The organism is Microbacterium sp. PI-1, assembly GCF_004337555.1.
GTDB classification, from domain to species: domain Bacteria; phylum Actinomycetota; class Actinomycetes; order Actinomycetales; family Microbacteriaceae; genus Microbacterium; species Microbacterium aurugineum.
This window is the reverse complement of record NZ_SJYZ01000006.1, coordinates 139424-163980: the sequence shown is the minus strand read 5'-3', so window position 1 is coordinate 163980 and position 24557 is coordinate 139424. Positions and strand designations below refer to the sequence as shown.

19 protein-coding genes are annotated in these 24557 nt (G+C 67.0%); 9 read left to right on the top strand and 10 right to left on the bottom strand.

The genetic code is table 11. The features are described 5' to 3' along the window. Positions 1-78 precede the first annotated feature (78 nt). Positions 79-507 (top strand): hypothetical protein, encoded by a 429-nt coding sequence (locus E0W80_RS07770; protein ID WP_227991546.1) that lies wholly within the window; start codon positions 79-81, stop codon positions 505-507. A gap of 17 nt (positions 508-524) precedes the next feature. Here the strand turns inward: E0W80_RS07770 and E0W80_RS07765 are convergent, their stop codons facing one another. The 4 genes from E0W80_RS07765 to manA all read right to left on the bottom strand — a co-directional run bounded on the left by E0W80_RS07765 (position 525) and on the right by manA (position 6653). Next, complete coding sequence (locus tag E0W80_RS07765) at positions 525-1907, bottom strand: DUF5719 family protein (protein ID WP_131491976.1); 1383 nt, start codon at positions 1905-1907, stop codon at positions 525-527. After that, positions 1904-4948 carry a glycosyltransferase gene (locus E0W80_RS07760; RefSeq protein ID WP_131491975.1) on the bottom strand — a complete coding sequence of 1015 codons (3045 nt, stop codon included), beginning with the start codon at positions 4946-4948 and terminating at the stop codon, positions 1904-1906. Before E0W80_RS07760 ends, E0W80_RS07765 begins: the two co-directional genes overlap by 4 nt. A 92-nt stretch (positions 4949-5040) precedes the next feature. Further along, positions 5041-5361 carry a WhiB family transcriptional regulator gene (locus tag E0W80_RS07755; RefSeq protein ID WP_081997016.1) on the bottom strand — a complete coding sequence of 107 codons (321 nt, stop codon included), beginning with the start codon at positions 5359-5361 and terminating at the stop codon, positions 5041-5043. 155 nt (positions 5362-5516) lie between these two features. Beyond that, positions 5517-6653 carry a mannose-6-phosphate isomerase, class I gene (gene manA, locus E0W80_RS07750; RefSeq protein WP_131491974.1) on the bottom strand — a complete coding sequence of 379 codons (1137 nt, stop codon included), beginning with the start codon at positions 6651-6653 and terminating at the stop codon, positions 5517-5519. A 67-nt stretch (positions 6654-6720) separates the two neighbouring features. On the opposite strand from manA, the gene E0W80_RS07745 reads away from it, so the two are divergent. Further along, positions 6721-8136, top strand: a complete 1416-nt coding sequence (locus E0W80_RS07745; protein ID WP_131491973.1) for an O-antigen ligase family protein — start codon at positions 6721-6723, stop codon at positions 8134-8136. Further along, positions 8133-9431 carry an O-antigen ligase family protein gene (locus E0W80_RS07740; RefSeq protein ID WP_131491972.1) on the top strand — a complete coding sequence of 433 codons (1299 nt, stop codon included), beginning with the start codon at positions 8133-8135 and terminating at the stop codon, positions 9429-9431. The genes E0W80_RS07745 and E0W80_RS07740 overlap by 4 nt, the downstream gene beginning before the upstream one ends. Positions 9432-9467: 36 nt before the next feature. Here the strand turns inward: E0W80_RS07740 and galE are convergent, their stop codons facing one another. Further along, positions 9468-10457, bottom strand: a complete 990-nt coding sequence (galE, locus tag E0W80_RS07735; RefSeq protein ID WP_131491971.1) for a UDP-glucose 4-epimerase GalE — start codon at positions 10455-10457, stop codon at positions 9468-9470. Positions 10458-10605: 148 nt separating this feature from the next. Between galE and E0W80_RS07730 the strand changes: the two genes are divergently transcribed. The 3 genes from E0W80_RS07730 to E0W80_RS07720 are packed head-to-tail and all read left to right on the top strand — an operon-like array spanning position 10606 to position 14071. Next, positions 10606-12516: a glycosyltransferase gene (locus E0W80_RS07730; RefSeq protein WP_131491970.1), complete on the top strand. Its 1911-nt coding sequence runs from the start codon at positions 10606-10608 to the stop codon at positions 12514-12516. Beyond that, positions 12513-13475: a glycosyltransferase gene (locus tag E0W80_RS07725; RefSeq protein ID WP_131491969.1), complete on the top strand. Its 963-nt coding sequence runs from the start codon at positions 12513-12515 to the stop codon at positions 13473-13475. Before E0W80_RS07730 ends, E0W80_RS07725 begins: the two co-directional genes overlap by 4 nt. A 2-nt stretch (positions 13476-13477) precedes the next feature. Next, positions 13478-14071 carry a hypothetical protein gene (locus E0W80_RS07720; RefSeq protein ID WP_131491968.1) on the top strand — a complete coding sequence of 198 codons (594 nt, stop codon included), beginning with the start codon at positions 13478-13480 and terminating at the stop codon, positions 14069-14071. Between the two features lie 7 nt (positions 14072-14078). Here E0W80_RS07720 and E0W80_RS07715 read toward each other — a convergent pair whose 3' ends face one another. The 5 genes from E0W80_RS07715 to E0W80_RS07695 form a co-directional block, all read right to left on the bottom strand. Beyond that, a complete protein-coding gene (locus E0W80_RS07715) occupies positions 14079-14813 on the bottom strand; it encodes an ABC transporter ATP-binding protein (RefSeq protein ID WP_131491967.1) in 735 nt (244 codons plus the stop codon). After that, positions 14813-15604: an ABC transporter permease gene (locus tag E0W80_RS07710; protein WP_131491966.1), complete on the bottom strand. Its 792-nt coding sequence runs from the start codon at positions 15602-15604 to the stop codon at positions 14813-14815. The genes E0W80_RS07715 and E0W80_RS07710 overlap by 1 nt, the downstream gene beginning before the upstream one ends. Before the next feature lie 10 nt (positions 15605-15614). Then, the gene (gene glf / locus E0W80_RS07705) at positions 15615-16751 is read right to left on the bottom strand and encodes a UDP-galactopyranose mutase (RefSeq protein ID WP_131491965.1); all 1137 of its coding nucleotides are present in this window, start codon (positions 16749-16751) and stop codon (positions 15615-15617) included. 33 nt (positions 16752-16784) lie between these two features. Then, the gene (locus E0W80_RS07700) at positions 16785-18818 is read right to left on the bottom strand and encodes an acyltransferase family protein (protein WP_227992066.1); all 2034 of its coding nucleotides are present in this window, start codon (positions 18816-18818) and stop codon (positions 16785-16787) included. A gap of 62 nt (positions 18819-18880) precedes the next feature. Then, on the bottom strand, positions 18881-20185 hold the full coding sequence (locus tag E0W80_RS07695) for a nucleotide sugar dehydrogenase (RefSeq protein WP_131491963.1): 1305 nt from the start codon (positions 20183-20185) through the stop codon (positions 18881-18883). A gap of 101 nt (positions 20186-20286) precedes the next feature. Here E0W80_RS07695 and E0W80_RS07690 point away from each other — a divergent pair, with 101 nt between their 5' ends. Genes E0W80_RS07690 through E0W80_RS07680 form a run of 3 tightly spaced genes read left to right on the top strand, consistent with a single transcriptional unit; the run spans position 20287 to position 24493 of the window. After that, a complete protein-coding gene (locus E0W80_RS07690; RefSeq protein ID WP_131491962.1) occupies positions 20287-21480 on the top strand; it encodes a glycosyltransferase in 1194 nt (397 codons plus the stop codon). Then, complete coding sequence (locus E0W80_RS07685; RefSeq protein WP_131491961.1) at positions 21477-22664, top strand: hypothetical protein; 1188 nt, start codon at positions 21477-21479, stop codon at positions 22662-22664. The genes E0W80_RS07690 and E0W80_RS07685 overlap by 4 nt, the downstream gene beginning before the upstream one ends. Beyond that, a complete protein-coding gene (locus tag E0W80_RS07680; RefSeq protein WP_131491960.1) occupies positions 22661-24493 on the top strand; it encodes an ABC transporter ATP-binding protein in 1833 nt (610 codons plus the stop codon). The genes E0W80_RS07685 and E0W80_RS07680 overlap by 4 nt, the downstream gene beginning before the upstream one ends. Positions 24494-24557 lie beyond the last annotated feature (64 nt).

Genomic DNA, 24557 nt, shown 5'->3' with positions numbered 1-24557 from the left:
CTCCGCCAGCGTACGGCTGCCGTCCGTCGACGCTCGGGATGCCGCGCCGCAGACGCGGACACCACCTAGACTTTCGTCATGCCCCGTCGTCGCACTGCCCACACCTCCGCCGCACCTCGGCGCGGTGCTCGGCACGGACGTCACGGACGTCTGGGCCGCAGCGAGGTCGTACGGCCGCCCCTCGCGCCCCTCGACGGACGCCTGGACCGATTCGACCTCACGGTCGGCACGGCGGTCGAGTTCCTCCGTGGAACCTGGCCGGAGCTGCAGGAGGTGCGATTCGAGATCGGGGCGATCCCGGGTTTCGACGCGACCGACGAGGTTCCACGCTGGTACCTCGACCGTGAGAACCGACGCATCGTGCTGTTCCGTCTGCCCATCGAACGGTTGCTTCCCCCGGGTCACGACGACGCGCCGCATCGGCGGATGGCGATCGAGAGCGCCGTATTCCGTGCCGCCGCCGAGTACGTCGGTCGCGAGCCGTGGGATCTGGGCCACGAGCACTGACCTTTCCCCACGGGAGATCAGGGGTAGACCGTGATCGCCTTCTCCACGCCGGCGCTGGCCTGCACGGGTGACACGGCGATCGCTCCCGGGGCGGTGAGGGTCAGGGCGGCGCGAATCGAGCCGTCCGTCCTCATCCGATAGGTGGCGCCGGGATCGACTTCCACGCCGAGCGACTCGCCTGCGGCGATGACCATCTCCTCGGGCAGACCCCCGTCCGACGTCTCGAGGGTGACGGTCACATCCTGATCCGACGTGTTCGCGAGCTGGACCCGGGGCGCCGGCCCCGACGGCACGGCGAACAGGACATCGCCCTCGATCTCCGGCGCCGGGGTGATCCAGGCGAAGTCGGAGTCGCGACCGAAGCCGTCCTGCTCCCGGAGCGCGGCCACGACCGGAGCGTCCGAAACGACGTCGACCGTGTACGAACCCGGTGCCAGGCCGGTGAGCGCGACCTGCGCGGGCAGGTCGGCTTCGACGGGGACCGAGAACTCATCGACCACGGCGGACGATCCCTCGGCCCGCACCCGGACCTGCACCCGAGCATCCACTCCCGGTGACAGCACTCGGAGGACGGCCATCTCGGCATCGTCCCCTGCGGACGCGAAGACTTGGACCCCGGCCAGCACGAGGTTCTCCTGCGGGCCCGCGACGGCGTCCTGCAGATCGATACCCGCCGGGTCGAGGACCTGCACGAGGGAGGATTGGAGGACGGCACGGACGGGTGCCCCCACCGCCCCGACACGAACCACCGGCGTGGTATTCCCCGCCGCGATCGACGTCAGTGGGACCGCGGTCTGCGTGCGAGCGGGCACGATCACGGTGCGCGCGCTCCTCGTCTCTCCATAGACCGAGAGCGTGACGGTCGACGGCACCTCGGCCGCGTTCGTCAGGATCACGATGTCTTCGGTGCCGGTCGCGGTGCTGCCGCCCACGAGCCACGAGTCCAGCTTCGGCACACCGCAGGGGGCGGCCGCGTATCCGGCGAGATCCTCCGTCGCGATGCTGACCGACTCGGCGGCGGCGATCAAGGGAGCAGTGCGTCCTTCCACAGTGCCGGTGAGCACGCGGACCTCGCCGGCATCCGGCACATCCTTCACGGCGAGCCCCTCGGACGCGGGGTCTCCCGAGGTTCCGCCGAGGGTCACGGTCGGCCGCGCGGCGGACGACATGCTGAGCGGATCGATCGCGTCGCGACCGAGCGCGCGGAGGTCCCCGTTGCAGACGAGCACGCTGTCGCCGGGAAGGGGGGTGACCTGCATCTGGGCCGCGTCGTGGCGGATGCTCGGCCAGGGCGCATGCACGGCCGCAGCGATCCCTGCCACACAGGCGACGATGACCACGCCTCCCGTGACCAGGCGCGCGCTGGTGGCGGCGACGCGGATTGCGCGTGAGCGGCTCATCGGTCTCCCTCCACGGACCTGTCGGGGCCGTCCTCATCAGCGCCTGCCGGTGGGGACGCGTCGTCCGCTGCGGCAGCCTCATCGCCGCTCGGCTCGGGGTCGGTCTCAGGTTCAGCGATCGGCACCAGCGCCTCGTCGTTCAGGGCAGCGGCATCCTGCGGCTCCTCGAGAGCGCCGACCGGGGGCTGCTCCTCGAGATCGTGACGGTCCTCCGCATGCCGCGGAAGCACCAGAGGCTCATCCGGAGCGCGCCCGACGATCCGGGACTGCGCGCGCGCCGCGCGGCGCGAGGCGCGCGTGGGGATCGACAACAGCAATGCGGCGAGCACCGCCATCAGCTGGAGCGTGAGGACGAGCCTGACCGTCCCCTGCTGAGCGGCGCTGAGGGCAGGAGAGGCCGCAGCCTCCGCTTCCAGCCGCCACAGCACCCCGCGATCCGTGCGGCCCGCATGCACGAGCCCGGGACGCTGATCGATCGAGGCGATGGCCATGGCACGGAGGGCACGCGCATTGTCTCCGTCGCTGCCGGCGCCCTGAGCGACCAGCACGTAGCTGATCCCCTTCGCCGCCAGCTCACCCGGCGCATCGAACTCGCGAGCGGACAGCAGGTCCACCGCGAGGGTCGAGACGTCCGCCCCGTGCGGTTCCGTCGCCGTCGAGGTCATGGTCGTCTGCGACCCCAAGGTCTTGCTCGCACCCCGGACGACCTCGACCGCGAGTCCGCCGTCGTTCTTCGGGGTGAGGACGAGCGTCGCGACGTCGCGATCACCCGCTGCCTGGGCTGCGACGTAGGCGGGCAGAGTGGATTCGGGACCGTTCGTGAGGAGGGAGCGATCCGTGTGGAAAGCCGTGAGTGCCGGGACCGCGCAGACCGCGAGGGACAGGGCCGCGACGGTCGCTGCGACACCTCTCAGGCGAGGCGCCGTGATGGCCGTGTCCAGCGTGACGAGCGCAGCGCCGAGCACCCCGATCCAGGCCAGACTGAGGCCTGCCCCCGGCCAGATCGCCACTCCAGCGCCCTGGTCGAAGCTCACGGTGACGCCCACGGCAAAGAAGGCGGTGGCGAGGCCGGTGACCGCGACGACGAGGAGCGTGATCCCCGCCCGCCACCGCGGCGCCAGGGCGGAACCCAGAGCGAGGAGGGCGGTCGGGGCACAGAGGACCCAGACCCAGGGCGTGACTGCTTCGGGCGCGAACGATGCCCACCCGGCGAGGTCCGTGGTCGGGAAGCCCATCGCGAGGGCCAACCTCCCCGCGGCGTCGGCAGAGGCCTGCGAGCCCGCCCAGATCAGACCGGGGTCGCCCAGGACACCCCACGGCGTCCCGTGCGCGAACTGCCAGAAGACGAGGGGGGCGAACAGAGCCACCGTCGGAACCGGCAGCCAGAGCAGACGCACGGCCCCCCGGAACTGCGCCGTGCCGAGCACGATGCCGAGCGCCACGATCCACAGCAGGACCAGCGCGGGCGCCAGCGAGGGCGCGCACGCGAGGACGGCCGCGAGCAGCAGCGATGCACTGCCGGCGGCTCCCCACGACCGGTGGGCGACCACGGCGGTGTGGAAGAGCCAAGGAAGGAGGAGATGTACGAGGACGGCGCTCGGACGCCCCTCGACGAGCGCCGTGAGGAACGGAGGGGTGAGCGCCCATGCGACGCCGGCGAAGATGCGCAAGCCCGACCGGTCGGTCACCCGAGTCGCGGCGAACCATCCCCCGAGGACGGCGAGCGGGAGGGCGAGGATCCACAGGAGCACCATCGCGAACGACGGACCAGCAGGCCACAGGGTACCGAGCACCGCCACGATCGCTGCGAACGGATCGGCAGGTCCGATGAGGTCGACGGCGGTGCCCCGAAGGCCCCAGGCCGCGTCGCTCCACAGCGTGGCGACGGTCTGACGGAGCGGGAGCAGTCCGCCGCCACCGAGTGCCGGCCACGCCAGGAGGGTGGTGAACGAGGCGATGCTGACGACGAGCGCCCCGAGCACGGCCCACGCTCCCCCTCCGGAGAAGAAGCGGAGTTCGCTGACCGCGCCGCCCTCGCTGCCATGCCCGTCGTCGAGGTGCCGACGCAGATCCGAGGAGGTGATGCGCAGCGGCGCGATGCTCGCCCACGTCGACGTTCGGAAGGCGCGGATGCGCGACCTCGATCGCGCGATCGCTCCGAGGCGGATCATCGCGGTGAGCGCTGCCCCCCATTCAGGGAGCACGGCCTCGGGCCGCTTGCCGATGAGGTGGGTGAGGGAGCGCCACAGCGCGAGCGGAAGCAGGCTCAGCCAGTGCAGCGGCACCGCCGCGGCGGGAGCGTAGGCCAGGCGTCGATGCAATTGGGCGAGCCGCGTGACGTACGCCCGGCGCGACCGCCCGGACGGCAGCGCCGCAGGACCACCGGGAGCAGCCGAGATTCGTGCGCTCGGTGCGAGTACGACGCGTCCGCCGCCCAAGCGTGCCCGCACCCCGAGGTCGAGTCCCTCATCGGCGCCGGCGAGGGCGGGGTCGAGACGCAGAGCATCGCGGACTTCGCCCCGGATGAGGATGCCCCGCACATCGGACCCGAGAGCGTCATCCATGCGATCGTGCTGGCCCTGGTCGAGTTCGCCGGCCGCGAGCTCGACCGAGCGGCCGAGAGCGGTCATCGTCACCCCGAGGGAGACGATCTCGCGGTCGTTGTCGGTCGCGACGAGCTTGGGCGCGATGATCGCCGCGGAGGGCGAGCGTTCCAGCGTTCCGCGAAGACGCTCCAGTGCGCGCGGATGCGGGGCCGTGTCCTGAGCGAGCAACCAGATCGCTGAGCCTTCGAGCACCCGCGGCCGAGCGAGGTCGACCGCCTCGGCGAAGGAGGTGCTGGCGCGTGCCTCGATGATGCCCTCGACCGTCGCGGCGACCGCTTCGCTCTCCCGCATCGAAGACGAATCCCCGCAGACGACGAGCGTCACGGCGTCCGCGGGTGCGGTCTGGGATCGCACGGCGTCGAGAGTGCGGAGGAGCTGCGCGCGGGAGGCGGATCCGGGGCGCGCGACGATGATGGCGTGAACTCGGGCTGGCATGTCCTCGTCAGCCTATGCGCGGGTCAGGCGGCGCTGGAGCAGCCCGTGCGGCGCGCCCGCGAAGCCGTGCCACGCGGAGACGATGCGGACGATCAGCTGGCGCGACGCTTGAGCTTGCGGCGTTCGCGCTCCGAGAGACCGCCCCAGATGCCGAAGCGCTCATCGTTGTTGAGCGCGTACTCGAGGCACTCGCTGCGGACGTCGCACGTCGTGCAGATGCGCTTGGCGTCCCTGGTGGATCCACCCTTCTCAGGGAAGAACGCCTCCGGGTCCGTCTGCGAGCAGAGCGCGTCGCTCTGCCAGGCGAGGGCGTTGTCATCGTCGGATGCTTCGGTCCGTCGAACCCCGGGAACACCGAGGTTGATCGGATCGACGAACCAGTTCTCCGGTACGTCGGAACGGTATCCCGTCATCTCGATCTCCAACCCTGTCTCCGCCCCCCGGCGGGCCGTGCTCATGACTAATTACACCCGTGTCATTCGCTCCGGTCAAGTCGCGGATCGTAAACCCTCAAGCGGCTCTTTAAGGTTCTTGAGGGTCGATCGGCGTGTCGCGCGGTCGGGCCGGCTCAGCGCCCGGGGCTCGCGACGAAGACCTCGCCGACGCCGGAAATGGTGAGGGTGCCTTCGTCGGCACTCGCGAACGCCGCCGCACCGACCACGACGTCGATTCGCTCGCCGTCCGCAGAAGCGACGGCGACCTGCCCGTCCGTCGCGAGCACCATCGTCGGCCCGGACACGTCGAGGGCGACGGGGGTTCCGTCGAGCTCGATCCTCGTGAGCGCGAAGTCGGGCACCGGAACCGGATACGCCGTGACCCCGCCGTCACCGTGGGGGCGCAGCACCGGAACCTCACCGGGAGTGGCGTCGAGGATCGCGAGCAGTTCGGGGACATCGATGCGTTTCGGGGTGAGCCCGCCCCGCAGCACGTTGTCGCTCGCCGCCATGATCTCCACCCCGAGTCCGGACAGGTACGCATGGAGCAGACCCGCGCGCAGGAACACCGCCTCGCCGCGACGCAGGACGACGTGGTTCATGAGCAGGGCGACCACGACGCCCGGATCCCCCGGATAGTTCTCGGCGACGCTCGCGATGGCACGGAGCGTCGTCCCCCACTCCCCCGTGTCACCGTCTCCACGCACGGACGCGGCCACGACGGCCGAGATGATGTCGTCGACCGCAGCGTTCGCTCCGCCCCCGAGCAACCAGCCGATCGTGTCCCGCAGGGAATCGTCGCCGGCGCCGAGTCGGTCGCGCAGCTGGACGACGCCCTCGCTCTCGTCGAGCAGCCCCAGCAGCGCGAGCGTCTCGTCGACCGGACGAAGACCGCTCAGCGACTCGAACCGCTCGCTGAGGGCGACGATGAGCTCGGGCTTGTGGTTGTCGTCCCGGTAGTTGCGCTGCGGATCATCCGCAGCGAGTTCACTCTCGCGCTCCCAGCCCGCGCGTGCCTGCGCGATCGTCGGGTGCACCTGGATCGAGAGCGGACGCCCGGCCGCGAGGAGCTTGAGCAGGTACGGCAGGGTCCCTCCGGTGACCTGATCGAGGGTTCCCCCTCCGGCGACATCGGCCGGATCTCCGGGGTGGTCCCCGAACCACACCTCAGCCTCCGGCGCGCCTGTCGGCGTGCGCCCTTCGAGTCCGGCGAGGAGGGAGTCGGATCCCCACGCGTAGTCGCGGGGAGCATTCGTGAGGCTCAGCAGCATGGTCCCAGCGTAGGGTGCACTGCGGCGTTCAGCGACGCGCCGAGCGCGGCGCGGTAGCCTGAACGCGATGGCCCAGTACACCAAGCACCCGGTGGCAGCCCCGCCGACACCGCCGGAGCGCGAGTCGACGGGGCATCTGATGCTGCGCGGCTACGTGATCCTCGTGTTGATCGTGACGTTCGCGCACACCGCGGTGTACAACCTCGTCGGCATGGAGGGGGCCGGTGCCACTCTCGTCGCCTTCACACTCGCGACGCTGGCCATCGGCGTCCCGATGCTGGCCCGCAATCACCCGCAGCCGTTCCGCTGGCGGCGCCTGCCCTGGACGGCGATCGGCTACACGGCGTTCGCCCTCCTGTCCGTCGCCTGGTCGCAATGGCGGGGGCCGACTCTGATCACCTGGTTCCTCCTCGCCGCGGTGACCGTCAACGGCCTCTTCATCGCGCACGTGCTCACCTGGCATGAGATCGTGCGGGCCCTCTCCTCCGCGTTCAAGTGGATCCTCGGCCTCTCGCTCGCCCTCGAGCTGTGGGTCTCACTCGTCCTGCACGGTCCGCTCCTGCCGAATTTCGCGACGCTGCCGGACGGCCGGATCGACCCGCAGCTCTACTGGGTGCGCGACAACCTCTTCGACGGCGGCAGGATCCAGGGGATCGTCGGCAATGCGAACGTGCTCGCGATCATCTCGCTGTTCTCGATCATCACTTTCGGGGTGCTGTTCGTCGCCCGCGCGCGCTGGCGCACCACGCTCGCGCTCTGGATGCTCCTCGCGGCATACTTCCTGTTGCGCACGTCCTCCGTGACCGCGTTCATCTGCGCAGCCGCGACCGCGGTCGTCCTCGTGGTCGCACTCCTCATGCGTCGCGCCCGCACTCCCGGCGCACGAACGCGCATCTACGTCGTCGCCATCGGCGGGACGGCTCTGGCCGCGGCCGTGGTCTGGCTGCTTCGAGAGCCACTCCTCGGACTCGTCGGCCGCACCTCCGATCTCACCGGACGTTCCGATCTGATCTGGGCGAAAGTCCTGGAACGCGTCCGCGAGCACCCGATTCTCGGCAACGGCTTCTCCAGCCCCTGGATCCCCACCGACCCGTCGTTCGATCACTGGATCACCGATCACGGCATCACCGTCTTCCACGCGCACAACATGTGGCTCGATGTCCTGTTCCAGCTCGGCGTCGTCGGCGTCATCCTGATGGGCGTGGCGTACGTGAGCCTGTTGTGGCGCTCCTGGTTCTTCGCCGTCGATCGCCCTCGGTGGGATCTCGATTCCGCGCGCCCCTTCTCTCCGCTGACTCTGCTGCCCAGCCTGTTCACCGTGGTCCTCCTCGTCCAGGGGTTCGCCGAGTCGACGCCGATCATGCTGTGGGGCTGGATGCTCGTGGTGCTCCTGTCGTTCAAGCTGAAGTCGGTCCCGCTGGTCGGGGTCGGCGAGCGCGACCTCGTGTTCGAGCGCGGTGCCCGGCAACGGCGGGTTCCGTGACGTCGTCGCGCCCCCTGGTGCGGCTGCTCGGATCGGTCGAGCTGGCTCGCGCCTTCGCCCTCGCCACTCTGACCACGATCTTCGCCTCGTACGCGATCGAGCGGATGACGTCGAAGGTCACGCTGGCCACCATCATCACGGTGCTCTGCCTCCTGGGCGCGGCGATCCTGTGGGTCCGACGGGATGAGCTGTCCCTTCTCCGGATCGCCCCGTCGTCGCTCATCGCCTTCCTCGGCTGGGCTCTGGTGAGCCTGGTGTGGACGACGGACCGCTCGGACACACTGTTCGGCTGGATGTCACTGTTCGGCTACGCGTTCCTCGCGATCACGATCGGCCACATCCGTGACACCCTCCAGACCGTTCGCGCGATCGGCGACACCCTGCGCGCCCTCCTCGCCGTCTCGCTGGGACTCGAGATCCTGTCGGGCATCCTCCTCGATCTCCCTTTCACCTTCCTCGCGATCCAGGGAAACCTGGCGGAAGGCGGTCCGATCCAGGGCCTGTTCGGCAGCCGCAACATGCTCGGGTTCATCGCGGTCATCGCCCTCATCACGTTCGTCATCGAGTGGCGCACGCAGTCCGTGAACCCGCCGCTCGCCGTGGTCTCGATCGGCCTCGCCGGTTCCCTGGCCTTCCTCTCGGCATCGCCGACCGTGCTCGTGCTCGCCGTCGCCGTGGGCACCGTCACGCTCGCACTGACGATCGTGCGACACGCGTCACCCGCGCGGCGCAACATCGTGCAGCTCGTCCTCGGGATCCTCGTGACCCTGACGCTCGCGATCGCGTTCGCGCTGCGCCACCAGATCATCGCGCTGCTGGATGCCGGATCGGACTTCTCGATCCGCGCGTCTCTGTGGAACACGATCCTCGACTTCGTCGCCGTGAGACCGATCAACGGGTGGGGATGGTTCGGTGAGTGGGCCCGTGGCGAATACCCGTTCACCTTCATCAACTTCCAGCTGGACGACCATCACCAGAGCGCACTGAACGCGTTCTTCGATGTGCTGCTCCAGCTCGGCGCGGCCGGTCTGGTGCTGTTCCTGTTGCTGGGCGGCGTTGCGCTGATCCGCTCCTGGCTGGTGGCCAGCGTGCGACGCTCGGTCGTCTACGCCTGGACGCCGATCATGCTGGTCACGTTGGCCGTCGACTCGATGTTCGAGAGCTTCACGCTGGTCGGCGCCGGGTGGTTCATGCTGGTGCTCTGCGCGTTGCGCGCCGGACAATCGCGGTCCTGGCGCGAGAACATCGACGCTGTGCACACGGGCGCGATCCCGACGCTCCGCCCACAGGAGTGACCGCCCACAGGGGTGGCTGAGGGCGCCGCGGCGCGCTCAGCTCAGCGAGCGCAGCTTCTCGGCCCAGGCGATCGCGTCGCGCACACCATCGTCGACCGAGCGCTCTGCACGCCAGTCCAGCACCTCGGCCGCACGGTCGACGATCGCGAAGGCACCCGCCTGGTCACCGGGGCGGCGATCGGTCTCGATCACCGCGAGAGGTTCACCGGTCACGCGTTCGAACGCGGCCACGAGCTCTCGGACCGTCACACCGTCGCCGGTGCCGAGGTTGATCACCTGGTACGGCTCATCGTGGGTGGCGACATCGTCGAACTTCTGAACCGCCGCGACATGTGCCAGAGCGAGATCCCAGACGTGGATGTAGTCGCGGAGACCCGAGCCGTCGCGTGTGGCCCAGTCGGTTCCAGTGATCGTGAAGGGCTCTCCGGACGCGCTGGCCTGCATGATCTTTCCCAGCGCGTGCGAAGGAGTCGGATTCTGCAGGCCGGTGCGCAACTGCGGGTCGGCCCCGATCGGGTTGAAGTACCGCAGCGCGATCGCGCGGAAGTCGCCGGCGTTCGCTGCATCGTCGAGGATCTGCTCGACCATCGCCTTGCTCGTGGCGTACGGGCTCGCCGGCGCCAGTCGGCCGGCCTCATCCACGCCGTCGCCGCCCTCCCCGGCGTACACGGCCGCCGAGGAGCTGAACACGATGCGAGGGATGCCCGCGTCCCGCAAGCGCTGGAGAAGCACGATCGTCTTCCCGACGTTCGCCTCGTAGTACCCGAGCGGGTCGGCGACGGATTCCGGGACGACGATGCGTGCGGCGCAGTGGATGACCGCATCGATGTCGGAGTGATCGGCCAGAAGTCGGTCGACCACGGCGACGTCGGCGATGTCGCCGACGTACAGATCGCGCCCCTCACCGAAGGACCGGAGCCCGCGGGAGAGGTCGTCGAGGAGGACCACATCGAGACCCGCCTCGATGCACGCCGTCGCAATGGTCGAGCCAATGTAGCCGGCGCCGCCGGTGATCAATACCTTCATCGCGGTCAGTCTAGTCAGTGCATCTGCAGGGCCGGAGGGAGACTCTCCGCAGATGCAGAGGTCATCGACGGTAGGCTACTCACTGCTCGTCGAGTCCCGCGCTGTCCGCTGACAGCGGCCTGTGGCATCAACATCGGAGAACCTCCCAGTGGCCCACGTCCTTCAGAACGTCGTCTTCCCACTTGATCGCGACCCCGACCTCCTTCCGCTGTATGCCGATCCGGAGACGTGGTCCGTGATCGAGAACGAACCCGTCCGCGTCTCGAACCGCGCGCACCTGGGGAACATCCTGGGCAGGAATCGTGCCCGCATCGTCGCCGGACGTCGCGTGTCGATGGGGACGTACTTCAATGCCTTCCCCGCGTCTTATTGGCAGCACTGGACGAGTGTCCGCCAGGTTCAGCTCACCGTGCGCACCACCGGCCCGGCGACGATCCTGGTGTACCGCTCCAACGGATCGGGCGTGCGTCAGCGTGTCGCCACCCGCGAAGTGACCGGCGAAGCGTCGACATCCTTCGACCTCGAGCTCACGCAGTACAGCGACGGCGGGTGGATCTGGTTCGACATCGTCGCGGATGAGAAGCCGGCTGTGCTTGAAGGCGCGGAGTGGACCACCGAGCAGGACCCCGCCCGCAGGGGCAAAGCCTCTCTGGGGATCACGACCTACAACAAGCCGGACTATTGCGTCGAGACTCTCCGCGCGCTGGCCGCGTCGCCCGACGCGCTGGAGTTCATCGACCGCATCTTCCTGATCGACCAGGGCACACAGCTCGTCGCCGAACAGGACGGTTACGACGATGTCGCGGAGAGCCTCGGGGAAACACTCCAGGTGATCCGCCAGGACAACCTGGGCGGCTCCGGAGGATTCGCCCGGGCGATGCACGAGACGCTGCAGCGTCCGGAGAGCGATTTCGTGCAGCTGCTCGACGACGATATCCGTCTCGAACCGGAGTCGCTGCGCCGCTCCATCGTCTTCGGTCGGTATGCGACCACCCCGGTCCTGGTCGGCGGTCACATGTTCGACCTACTCGACCGCCCGAAGCTGCACGGATGGGCGGAGGTCGTCGACGAGGGCCCGTTCATGTGGCGAAACCTCTATCAGGAGAAGATGCCGCATGACTTCGGCGTCTCGAACCTGCGCCAATCGACTCTTCTGCACATGCGCATGGATGCCGACTACAACGGCTGGTGGATGTGCTTGATCCCCCTCGACGCGATCCGGAAAGTCGGGCTGTCGCTCCCTGCCTTCATCAAGTGGGACGACGCCGAGTTCTGCCTCCGCGCGGGTGAAGCCGGCTTCCCCACCGTGTCGATGCCCGGGGTCGCGCTCTGGCACGTCTCATGGGTGAACAAGGACGACTCGATCGACTGGCAAGCTTACTTCCATGCACGCAACCGCCTCGTCGCCGGACTTCTGCACTCCAACACCCTGCGCGGCGGACGATTGATCCGGCACAGCCGACGCGTCGACCTGAAGCACCTCATGATGATGCAGTACTACCCCGTCGCGCTCCGCGCGCAAGCGCTGCGCGATGTCCTCTCCGGCCCCGACCACATGCGGCAGAACCTGGCGACGGCGATGCCCGCGGCCCGCGTGATCGCCGCGGACTACCCGGAGACGGTCGTTCATCGGGACCCGACCACGGTCCTCCACTCTCGGCGCGGTCGCCAGGTGTACAAGAAGCTGTCGAAGAACGACTTCGACAGCCCGAAGGGTGTGCGGCTGCGCTTGTTCACACTGTCGACCCTCGTCTCCCACTGGATGCATCGGCCGGACCCGGCGAACATCGCGCAGCCCGAGGTCGAGTTCGGTAAGGAGGACGCGCACTGGTGGCGCGTCCCCGCATTCGACAGTGCCCTGGTGAGCGCCGCCGACGGATCCGGCAAGAACATCTACACCCGCGACCGCGCGAAGTACCGGCGCATGCTTCGAGACACGATGCGACTGCACGCGGAACTCCGTCGCCGGTGGCCCGAATTGCAGCAGCAGTACCGCCAGGCGTTGCCCGATCTCGTCTCCCCCCAGTCCTGGCAGAAGATCTTCGAGGAGAAGGCATGACCGCGGCGCCCGCTGCATTCGACCCGAAGTCCGCCACCATCGTCATCGTCACCTTCAACCGTTCCCACCTTCTCTCTGGCCTTCTCACGAGCATCACCGCGATGGACCCCAAGCCGGGCCACGTCGTGATCATCGACAACGCCTCGGCTGACGACACCACCGACGTGGTCGAGTCGTTCCGCGATGACATCGGGACCGAGATCGTGTACCGACGTCTGGAGACGAACACCGGCGGCTCGGGGGGCTTCAGCGAGGGCATGCGCACCGCATACGACCTCGGCTCCGAGTGGATCTGGATGATGGACGACGACGTCGAGGTCCTTCCTGAGGGGCTCGCGAGGATGGGAGCCTGGAGCAGCCGGTTCAAGAGCATCCAGGGCCGTCGATTCGACTACGACGGCAGCGAGTTCTACTGGCAGTACCGCATCGCCGAGCGCATGGGCATCCCGATTCCGTTTGCTCCTTCCGCCTTCGATGAGAGCGGATACAAGGAGATGAACAGCGGTTGCTTCGAGGGCATGTTCATCCACCGCTCGCTGGTGCAGCAGATCGGTCTGCCCGATCCGCGCTTCTTCATCTACTGGGACGACCAGATGTACGGCTGGTTGGCATCGCGTCTGACCACCGCGGTCATCGTCGATGAGTTCGTGCTGCGCCGCACGCGGGAGATCAAGCAGTGGGACATGGGCATCCGCCACATGAACGCCTCGAGCAACGCCTACCGCTATTACATCATGCGCAACCGCGGCTTCATCAAGCAGTATTACCGGGTCCACGGCGTCTACAACCCGCTCCTCTTCGGCCTCGGTACCACGGCGACGTTCTTCAAGGAGCTCATCCGCCTCGTCTTCGTCGAGAGGACCGTTCGCGGCACGAGCAACCTCTTCCGCGGCATCCGTGACGGCGGCAAGGTCGGACGTGACCGCAGCTGGCAGCCGATGCCCCCGTTGGAGGCGTGACGATGGACGAACCGCAGCCCGAGCTCCGCTGGGCCCCGCTGCCCGCGCAGCCGAAGAAGACCGGAAAGGTCTGGCTGATCGTCGGGCTCGTCGTCGCTGCACTCGCCATAGTCGGTGCACTGTTGTTCTTCTTCCTCCCGCGCGGGGACGCGCCGGCACCGACGGATTCCGCCTCACCGTCGCCCTCGGCCACCTCAACCCCGACTGCGACTCCGACGCCGACCTCCTCACCCACCCCCGAACCGGTGCAGACGCCGCAGGTCACAGCGCCGCCGGTGGCTGATCCCTCGATCGCGGTCTTCCGCGAACGGGTCAGCGGATGGCTGGGCGACGCGCCCCGAGGGCTCGACATCATCGCCGGTGCGAGCGGCCAGGACGCACTGCCGGTCCTCGACACGCTGCAGCAGGACGCGCAACGGCTGTCGGACGCGCTCCCTCCGTCCTCGATCGAGCAGCAATGGCGCGAAGGGGTCTCGACCTACGCCACCCGCCTCTCCCAGCTGCGTAGCGCCATCACCGACGGCTCAGGCGTCGCCGCAGCCGTCGAGGCTGCCCGGTCGTCGGTTCAGCAGCTGAGGAGCCTGGCCGGACTCTGAACGACCGTCACGCCGCGTAATCGGCGTTGTAGCGGTCCAGAACCTCGCCGATCGGCGCATCGAGAGCGAGCTCGCCCTTGTCGAGGTAGAGGCCCCGCGTGCAGAACCGACGAAGATCTCGTTCGTTGTGACTGACGAAGAAGAGCGTGCGTCCGTCGGCGAGCAGCTCGTCGATGCGCTTGTAGCACTTGTCGCGGAATGCCTTGTCGCCGACCGCGAGGACCTCGTCCACGAGCAGGATGGGCTCGTCGAGCTGGGATACCACGGAGAAGGCCAGACGGACCTTCATGCCGTTGGAGAGGTGCTTGTAGGGCGTCTCCTCGAACCCCGCCAACTCGGCGAACGCGATGATGTCGTCGTAACGACGCGACACCTCGTCACGGGACATCCCGTGCAGGCCCGCCGTGAGCCGGACGTTCTCGCGCACGGTGAGGTCGCCCACGAAGCCTCCGGTGATCTCGATCAAGGGAGCCACGCCGCCGTTGACACTGACCGTCCCCTCATCGGGGAGCAGCACCTTCGCGACCAGGCGAAGCAGCGTGGACTTGCCCTGACCGTTGCGTCCGACGACGCCGATCGACTCACCGGGTTGCACGGTGAAGGAGACGTTGCGCAGCGCCCAGAACTCCCCCGGGCGAGACCTGCGGGAGGCACCGGCGAAGAGATCCTTGAAACTCCGGCGCCCGCGCCGGTTTCTTCGGAAGTGCACACCGAGGTTCGTGACTTCGATCGCCGCAGCCATCACAGCTCCTTCAGCACGGGTCGCTCCAGGCGTCCGAACGTCCACATCCCGAGCGCGAGAATTCCCACGCACATCACCGCGCTGATCAGGATCGGCATCGGATCCCAGAGGTCGGCGAAGAAGCCCACGCGGTAGAGGGTGAAGATCCCGGCGAGCGGGTTGAAGGCGCCGATCACGTCGAACGGCGCCGGGAGGTCCCGGAAACTGTAGATCACCGGCGAGGCGTAGAAGAGTGCCCGCAGGATGAGCGCCGTCGTCCGTTCCAGGTCGGTGTAGAGCGCGCAGAGCGGCGCGACCAGGAGCCCGAGCCCGACCAGAAGCATCGTCTGCAAGACGACCGCCACCGGGAACCACAGCAGCAGCCAGTTCACATGCGCACCGCTGAACACGGCGAAGAGCACCAGGACCGGCATCGAGAAGAGGAACTCGATGCCCTTGCTCAGCACGATGCGGTTGACCCAGATCGAGCGCGGGATCGCCGTCGAACGGACGAGCCGGGCATCCTTCTTGAACGCGCGGGTGAAGTCGGACACCGAGGTGTTGAACCATACCCACGGCAGCAGCGCCACGATGAGGAAGACGATGTAGGGATCTTCCCCCACGCTGCGTCGGAAGATCTCCGTGAACACGAACCAGTAGATCGCGCTCATGACCAGGGGGTCGAGGATCGACCAGAGGTACCCGAGGGAGCTCGTGGCGTAGCGGACCTTGAGGTCGCGAGCCGAGAGCAGCCACAGCGAATGCAGATAACGCCGGGGCGTCCCGGGCGCCCCGACAGCAGCGTGACTCACGATGTCGAGTCTAGGAGAGAGTGTTATTCCAGAGCGACAGCGCCGAGCCGATGGCCATGTGCATGTCGAGGTACTGGTATGTGCCGAGGCGCCCGCCGAAGTGCACGCCGTCCTCCCCCTTCGCGAGCTCGCGATAGGCCAGCAACCCCTCACGGTCGCTCGGGGTGTTGACCGGGTAGTACGGCTCGTCCTCGCGCTCGGCGAACCGGGAGAACTCCCGCATGATGACGGTCTTGTCCGAGTCGTACACGTCCTTGCGCTCCGGGTGGAAGTGCTTGAACTCGTGGATGCGCGTGTAGGGCACGTCCATGTCGGGGTAGTTCATGACGCTGGTGCCCTGGAAGTCGCCGACGTTCAGCACCTCCTGCTCGAAATCGAGCGTGCGCCAGCTGAGCGCCCCCTCCGCGTAGTCGAAGTAGCGATCGACCGGGCCGGTGTAGACGACGGGAACCTGTCCGACGGTCGCCTTCTTGCTGAGCGGCTGGGCGTCGTCGAAGTAGTCGACGTTCAGCTTCACCTCGATGTTGGGGTGATCCGCCATACGCTCCAGCCACGCGGTGTAGCCGTCAGTCGGAAGACCCTCCCACGTGTCGTTGAAGTAGCGGTTGTCGTACGTGTAGCGCACCGGCAGGCGGCTGATGATGTCGCCCGAGAGCTTCTGCGGGTCGGTCTGCCATTGCTTCGCGGTGTAGTCGCGGAAGAACGCCTCGAACAACGGGCGTCCCACGAGGGCGATGCCCTTCTCCTCGAAGTTCGAAGCCGTCTTGACGTCGAACTCCCCCGCCTGCTCCTTCACGAGCGCGCGGGCCTGGTCGGGTGTGTACGCCGACTGGAAGAACTGATTGATGGTGCCGAGGTTGACCGGCATGGGGAAGACCGTGCCCTTGTGCGTCGTGTAGACGCGGTGCACGTAGTTCGTGAAGCTCGTGAAGCGGTTGACGTACTCCCACACCGTCGCGTTCGAGGTGTGGAACAGATGCGCTCCGTAGCGGTGGACCTCGATGCCTGTCTCGGGCTCCGCCTCGCTGTAGGCGTTTCCTCCGATGTGGTGGCGGCGGTCGATGACTGTCACCTTGCGGCCGGCTTCGGCGGCACGCTCGGCGATGGTGAGGCCGAAGAAACCCGACCCGACGACAAGAAGATCCATGTCGTCCATCGTATCGGCGTCTGGCTGGGAGCTTCAGCCAGCGACCCCCATCGCCTGGGCGAGCGGCGGCGCCAACCGACGGACGTAGTCCAGATTGAGGTGATCGGCGTCGTAGTAGACAGACACTCCACCGATCACGGCGTAGCACGCGTCCGAGTCGCAGAAGTAGGGATCTGCATCGAAGGCGCGGATCGCCGGCGACGCCGACTGTGCGGCCGCGACGAGATAGGGGTCGCTGGGCTGCGCCTCCGATCTCGGAACGGCGCAGGCGCCAGGGTTGCCGGCGTTCACCACCACGCAGTCGGGAGAGCGCACCTCTCCGTTGAACGGCACACCGCCGAGGGGGATGACGGTGATGCCCGCATCAGCCCACTCCGTCCAGGTACGCACGAGCCCGTCGGCGAACTGGACGTCCTGAGGACGACCCGACCCGTCCTCGACGAGCTGTACGCGGCCGGCGGAGGAGGTCAGCACGAAATCGGGCTTCTGCTCGACGACGGCTGCGCGCACGGCCGTCGACCAGTCCCGACACTTTTGCTGATCGGCTCCGGGTGCCGCCTTGCGAAAGCCGACGAACGGGACATCGATGACGGGGCATCCGCCCCCGAAACTCGCCGTCACCGACCAGTGGTTCTGACGCGCGAGATCGAACACCGTCCCCTGCCACTGCTGCGCGTGCGAATCGCCGACGAGCCAGACTGTGGTCGGATCCTCGGTGCCATCGCTGAAGTCGCATTCCACCGTGGCGGTCTTGTCGCCGAACGGCAGCAGGTCCCGGCGGGCGACGCACTCTGCCGGGACGTGGAAGTACGAGTTCCGCGGCCCCATGACGGTCTCCACGGCTGGAGCGAAGCGGTCTTCGCAGCTCACCGACTGCGGCATTGCCTGCGGCCCGACACATTCCTGGATGGTCACGGAGATCGGCGGCACGTCCGCTGCCGCGCGGACGTTGCCGGCCAGCATCAGGGCACCCCCGGCGACGATCACAGTCGCCATGCCTGCCAGCATGGCAAGGAAGGTACGTCGATTCGACGCGGCGACCAGGCGCCAGCGTTGCCCGGGACGCTCCACCAGCCGATACGTCAGCCAAGCCAGGACGAAGGCGACACCGAGGATGCCGACCTTCATCATCGTCGTCATCGTGCTCGCCAATGCCGACGGGACAAGGACGATCAGCGGCCAGTGCCACAGATAGAGGGAATACGACACGTCCCCGAGCCATTGCACGGGGCGCAGGGAAGTGAGCCGCGAGTGCCACAGCCGCTGCGTGACAGTGCCCGCGGCGATTACCGCTCCCGCGCCGAGTACGGGGAGGAGCGCATACGCGCCAGGGAACGGAGTCTCCGGCCCGAACGCCACGGCCGACACGGCAATCACGACGAACCCGATGATCGCGACGACGTTGGCTGCGAGCCGTGGCAGTCGTCGGAACGTGACGAGAGACAGGAGGCCGCCGATGCCGAATTCCCACGCACGCGTGTAGGTGACGAAGTATGCCTGACTCGGCATCCCCGCGGTCGCGAACATGCTGATCGCGATGCCCAGCGTGACGACGACGCTGAGCGTGATCGCGGCCACGAGGCGCGGACGCCACGCCTTCTTCGCAGCCCACCACCAGGTGGCGAGGAGGAGAAGTGGCCAAACGAGGTAGAACTGTTCCTCGACCGACAGAGACCAATAGTGTTGCGCCACGGTTGCCTGGTCGTTGAGAGCCGAGTAGTCGACCGACATCGCGGCGAGGAACCAGTTCTCGACGTAGCCGGCACTCGCCATGATCTCGGCTCCGCCGCGCGTCCATCGCGGGTAGGGCAAGACCAGGAGGGTTCCGACCGCGCTCACGAGGAGTACGAGGAGCGCGGCCGGGAGCAGTCTCCGCACGCGCCGGGCGTAGAACGACGCGAGCGCGATACGTCCGCTCGAGGTCGCGTCGCGGACCAGATGACTCGTGATGAGGAATCCGGAGATCACGAAGAACACATCGACACCGATGTATCCACCGGTCAAGCGCATCGGCCACAGATGATTCAAGACGACCGCGAGGATCGCGATGGCGCGTAGCGCCTGGATGTCAGGGCGGAAGCCCCTCCTGACAGACGACGGGGCTTCCGGCGTCTGGATCAGCGTCAGCGTCAGGCCTCGGTGTGCGCAGTGCCGACGACGATGCGCGGCGTACCGGCCCAGCGCGCCGCATCTGTCGCCGCTCGTCCGTCGACGAGAAGCTTGATGCCCGGCAGCTGCGCAGGCGTGAGCTCCCTGTAGTCGGCGTGATCGGTCTGCAGGATCGCGAGATCGACTTCTCCGCCGATCGTGTACGGCTCGAAGCCAAGGCCTCGCAACTCCTCGTCGGTGTACAGCGGGTCATGCACGACGACCTCGGCACCGCGATCCTCAAGGGCCTTCACCGTCGGGAAGACGCCGGAGAACGCCGTCTCCTTGACGCCGCCGCGATAGGCCGCGCCGAGCACGACCGCGCGCTGCCCGCTCAGGTCGCCCAGGATGCCTTCTGCCTGCGCGACGAGCCGCTCCGGCATGGAGGCGTTCAGCTGACGCGCCACACGGACGATGTCGGCATCGGGGTCCGTCGACAGGTACAGACGCGGGTAGACGGGGATGCAGTGGCCGCCGACGGCGATGCCGGGTCGGTGGATGTGGCTGTAGGGCTGCGAGTTGCAGGCTTCGATGACCTTGTAGACATCGATCCCGTGCGAGGCGGCGAAGAGCCCGAACTGATTCGCGAGGCCGATGTTCACGTCGCGGTAGGTCGTCTCGGCGAGCTTGGCCATTTCGGAGGCCTCTGTCGTGCCGAGGTCCCAGACCCCGTTCGGACGAGGAAGGTCGGGGCGCTCATCGAACTGCAGCACCGCCTCGTAGAACTCGCGTGCGCGGCGGTTGCCCTCGTCGGAGAGCGCGCCGATGAGCTTCGGGTACTTGCGGAGGTCTGCGAACACCCGACCGGTGAGCACCCGCTCGGGTGAGTATGCCAGGAAGAAGTCCTCACCCTCGACAAGTCCGGAGCCCTCCTCGAGCATCGGCTTCCAGCGGGTGCGGGTGGTCCCCACGGGGAGCGTCGTCTCGTAGGAGACGAGGGTCCCAGGGGTCAGGTGCTCGGAGAGCGAGCGGGTCGCGGCGTCCATGTACTTGAAGTCCGGTTCCCAGGTCTCATCGTTCACGAAAACGGGAGCGACGAGCACCACGACATCCGCACCGGGGATCGCATCACCGTAGTCGGTGGTCGCCCGCAACCGTCCGGAGGAGACCAACTCGGAGAGCCGCTCCTGGAGTTCGGCCTCGCCGGGGAAAGGCTCCTGCGCTGCGTTGATCGTGTCGACGGCCTTCTGGTTCACGTCGACGCCGATCACCTCGTGACCGGAAGAGGCGAACTGGACGGCGAGGGGAAGCCCGATCTTTCCGAGGGCGACGACGGCGATACGCATGGTCTTCATTCTATGGTGCGAGGACCACGTGAACGCCATCCACGCTCCCGGCGTCAGCACGTCCGGTCAATGCTCAGGCGAGTCTCAGGCAGAATCGAAAGGTGGATTCCCTCATTGGGCGCCGGATCGCGCTCGTCTCGCGCATCTTCACGCCCGAACCCGGCGCTGCCTCTCTGCGTTTGCGAGCGCTCGCCCGTCGTCTGCACGACGGAGGAGCGAACGTCGCAGTCTTCACGAGCACCCCTCCACGTGGCACTCCGTCCGCCGAGCCCTCCGAGCACTACTCCGTCTCCCGCGCGCCGGTGCTACGCGATCGCGCCGGCTATGTCCGCGGGTATCTCCAGTATTTGAGCTTCGATGTGCCCGCCTTCTTCCGCGTGCTCTTCGCGCGCCGATTCGACGCGCTCATCGTTGAACCCCCGCCGACCACAGGCGTCATGATGCGCGTCGCTGCTTGGGCGCGCCGCACGCCGTATCACTTCTACGCGGCCGACGTGTGGTCAGAGGCAGCCGCTGTCGCCGGCGCGCCCGCTTTCGTCGTTCGAGTGGTCCGCTCGTTCGAACGTTTCGCCTATGTAGGTGCGCGTTCGGTGCTCGCTGTCTCGGAGTCCGTCGCTGAGCGCGTTCTCGCGGTGTGTGAAACCGCTACGGTCACCGTCGTCGGGAACGGTTTCGACACCGATGTCTTCCGCCCCGACGGCACCATGATCGTCTCCGAGCGACCGTACCTTCTCTACGCCGGCACGGCTTCAGAGGTTCATGGAGCGATCATTTTCATCCAGGCCCTGCCTCTCGTTCTCAGCGAAGTTCCGGATGCGAGAATCGTGTTCATCGGACAGGGTTCGGAGAGAGACGCGATCTCCGAGGCAGCTGAAGCGCTGGCACCGGGTGCCGTCGAATTCATGTCACGCATGAGCGCTGAGGAGACGGCGATGTGGATCCGCGGAGCACGCGCTACCTTGGCGAGCATGCTCCCGCACGGCTACGACGCGTTCCCGACGAAGATGTACGCATCCGCTGGTTGCGGTGTCCCTGTGGTCTATGCGGGTGACAATGCTGACCAGGAGTTCTTCGATCAACCGGGATCCGGATGGACCGCGGACTACGAGCCTGCTGCTGTAGCGAACGCGATGCTCGAAGCGCTTCGGCACGAGCGCGACGAGCAGGAGACCCGACAGCGGGCAGAGTGGGCAGAGGCGAATTGGTCACTCAGGGCCGTGGCCGATCGCATCGTCGACAGGCTGAACCCCGAAGCGAAACCCCACCCAAGCCGAGAAAGAGATGCCACAGAATGAGCAACGAGCGGCCACGCATCCTGTGCATATCCCTCTCCCCTCTGCGCAGCGACGCGCGCGTCCTCCGACAGATCTCGCTTCTGAGTGAGATCGGTGATGTCACCACGGTGGGCTTCGGAGCGGCTCCCGACGGCGTGTTCGCGCATCACCAAGTTCCCGAAGGCCTCTCGACCCTGCCCCAGACGCCGCTCGGAATCGTGCGCCTCGCATTGCGAATGCACAGGTCGGCTGAGATCTCCGCGCCGGCTGTTCGTTGGACAGCGAACCGCGTCGGCGGGCATACTTTCGACTTGGTCGTCGCGAACGAGGCACGAGCGCTGGGCGTGGCGCACCGCATAGCCGACGGAGCTCCTGTCTGGGCGGATATGCATGAATGGGCCCCCGAAGAGCGCACGCACATTCTCCGTTGGCGCTTGCTCGTCGCCCCGTTCATGGTGCATCTATGCAGGACGTATCTGCCGCCGTCGGCGCTCGTGACCACCGTAGGAGACGGCATTGCCGCCCTCTACCGGCAGCAGTTCGATGTGCCTGCCTTGGTCATGCGCAATGCCGGCGGATTCCGCGCCCTCAAGCCTTCGCCCGTGAGCGACGAACAGATCAGGCTCGTCCACAGCGGAGCAGCGATTCACGGGCGACGACTCGAACTCATGATCGAGACAATGAAACTGCTTGATGCGCGCTTCACTCTAGATCTCTATCTCATGCCCGGCGGCGACGGAGGAGCCTACCTGCGAGAGCTCCGTGCGTCAGCCGCGCCGGACAGCCGGATCACCTTCCACCCGCCAGTCCCGCCGGAAGACCTCCCCCGAGTGCTCAATGCGTACGACGTCGGGGTGTTCTGGATCCCCCCCACTCACACGAACGCACGCCTGACCTTGCCCAACAAGTTCTTCGATTTCGTACAGGCGCGTCTGATGGTGGCTGTCGGCCCGTCGCCGGAGATGGCCGAGTTGGTCACGCGCCACGACCTGGGTGTGATCAGCCATGACTTCACACCGGAATCGTGCGCACAGTCGCTAACGTCACTCGACATGGAATCCGTAAGATCAGCGAAGGCCGCCTCGGATGCGGCAGCGCAGGAGCTCAGCTTCGAAAACGACGCGGCTCACATCCGCGCAGTCATCGAGAGCATCCTGGGTGCGCGGTCCGGCGGCGAAATCCCCCCACAGGAGGAGAAAGCGTGAAGATCGCTCTGAACCTCTATCGCGAGCTCCTGCAGGCGCTTCCCACGGACGCACGTCGTTTCCTCAACGTCTACGCCACACTCCTCGCGTCACTCGCCGTGTTCGACGCTGCTGCCTTGGCTCTGCTGGCCGTCGTGATCGGCCCACTTTCCGTCGGCAATGCGGTGACCCTTCCGCTCGTCGGCACTCTCGACAACGCAGGTGTAGTCGTCGCGATTCTCGTCATCTGCGCGCTGATGATCACGAAAGGCGCTCTTTCCGCGCTCGTGATGCGCTGGGGATCGCAGCGCATCGCCACCTACGAGGTCGCTCTCGGGGATCGACTGTTCCGGGCCTACCTCGGCGCATCCTGGCAGGAACGTCTCACGAAGAACTCCACAGACATGCTCCGTTTCACAGACGGCGGTGTCGACGCCGCAGTGAACTCGTTCATTCGGCCCGGAGCAACGTTGCTCGGCGAGGTAGTGAGCATGGTTGTGATGGTGGGCACCATAGCCATCGTTCAGCCGCTGATCGCTCTGGTGACTCTCGTCTATCTGCTGGCGCTGGCAGCCGTGCTCTATCTGTGGATCGCTCGCCACTCTCGCCGCGCCGGCGAGATCAACGTCGAATCAACGATCCGCACCTCCCGTCTCATCCTTGAGGTGATGTCGGCCCTGAAGGAGGTCACCCTCCGCCGAAAAGAGCCTGAGGTGGCCGAGGTCGTCGAGCGGAGCCGAACACGCAGCGCACGGGCACGGGCGAACATCTATTTCCTGGGTCAGGTGCCTCGCTACGTTTTGGAATCAGGAATCATCGGCGGCTTCATCGTCGTCGGCGGTGCCGGATTCCTGATCGGCGGACAGGAGCAGGCGATTACCGCCGTGGCGCTCTTCGCCCTCGCAGGGTTCCGCATGGCCCCCTCCGTGATCCGGTTTCAAGCGGCAATCTCGCAGATGCTGGCTGCTTCGATCTACCCCCGGCGTGTCATCGACGAGCTCACCGCTGCGGAGCACCACATCACTTCGGTCAACGAACGACCGACCGTGCCGCTGCCCTCGCCGATCCACAGGATCAGCTTCCGTGACGTCACCTTCGGCTACGACCCGACCGCTGACCCCGCGGTCGAAGGTGTCTCGTTCGACATCGATATCGGAACATCGGTGGCGTTCGTCGGCTCTTCGGGCTCGGGGAAATCCACCCTGGTCGATCTCCTCCTCGGACTTCTCGAGCCGCAGTCTGGACGCATCGAGATCGACGGGCTGGATGTGCAGCATGTCGCGAGGGCATGGCGAGATCACGTCGCGTATGTGCCGCAGGAAGTCGCGCTCTTCGACGCGAGCCTGGCACAAAATGTTGCTCTCACCTGGACGGATGACTACGACGAACAACGCGTCATCGAGGCGCTACAGAGCGCCCACGTTTGGGACATCGTCGCGAGCCGCCGAGATGGAATCCGGGGATCTGTGGGAGAGCGCGGCATGGCACTGTCGGGTGGGCAACGACAGCGCATCGGGATTGCCCGGGCGTTGTACTCCGATCCCCTCGTTCTCGTCATGGACGAGGCAACCAGTGCGCTCGACACGCAGACTGAGGCCGCAGTGAGCGATTCCATCCGCGCCATGACCGGCGAACGCACCATCGTCACCGTGGCGCATCGGTTGGCAACCGTGAAGCACGCCGATCAGATCTTCTTCATGAAGGGCGGCCGTCTTGTGCACTCGGGAACATTCGATGAAGTCGTCGCGGCCGTGCCAGATTTCGCGCGGCAAGCGGCGCTTGCAGGTCTTGCGCCCATGCCCGCTGAGGGAATCGGCGGCGCTCAGCCTTCGGGACCGCACGAAGTGTAATCTTGACGAAGAATTTCTGTCGCCCACACGCGACGAAGAACCGTCCCCACGACGAACCTCGGCG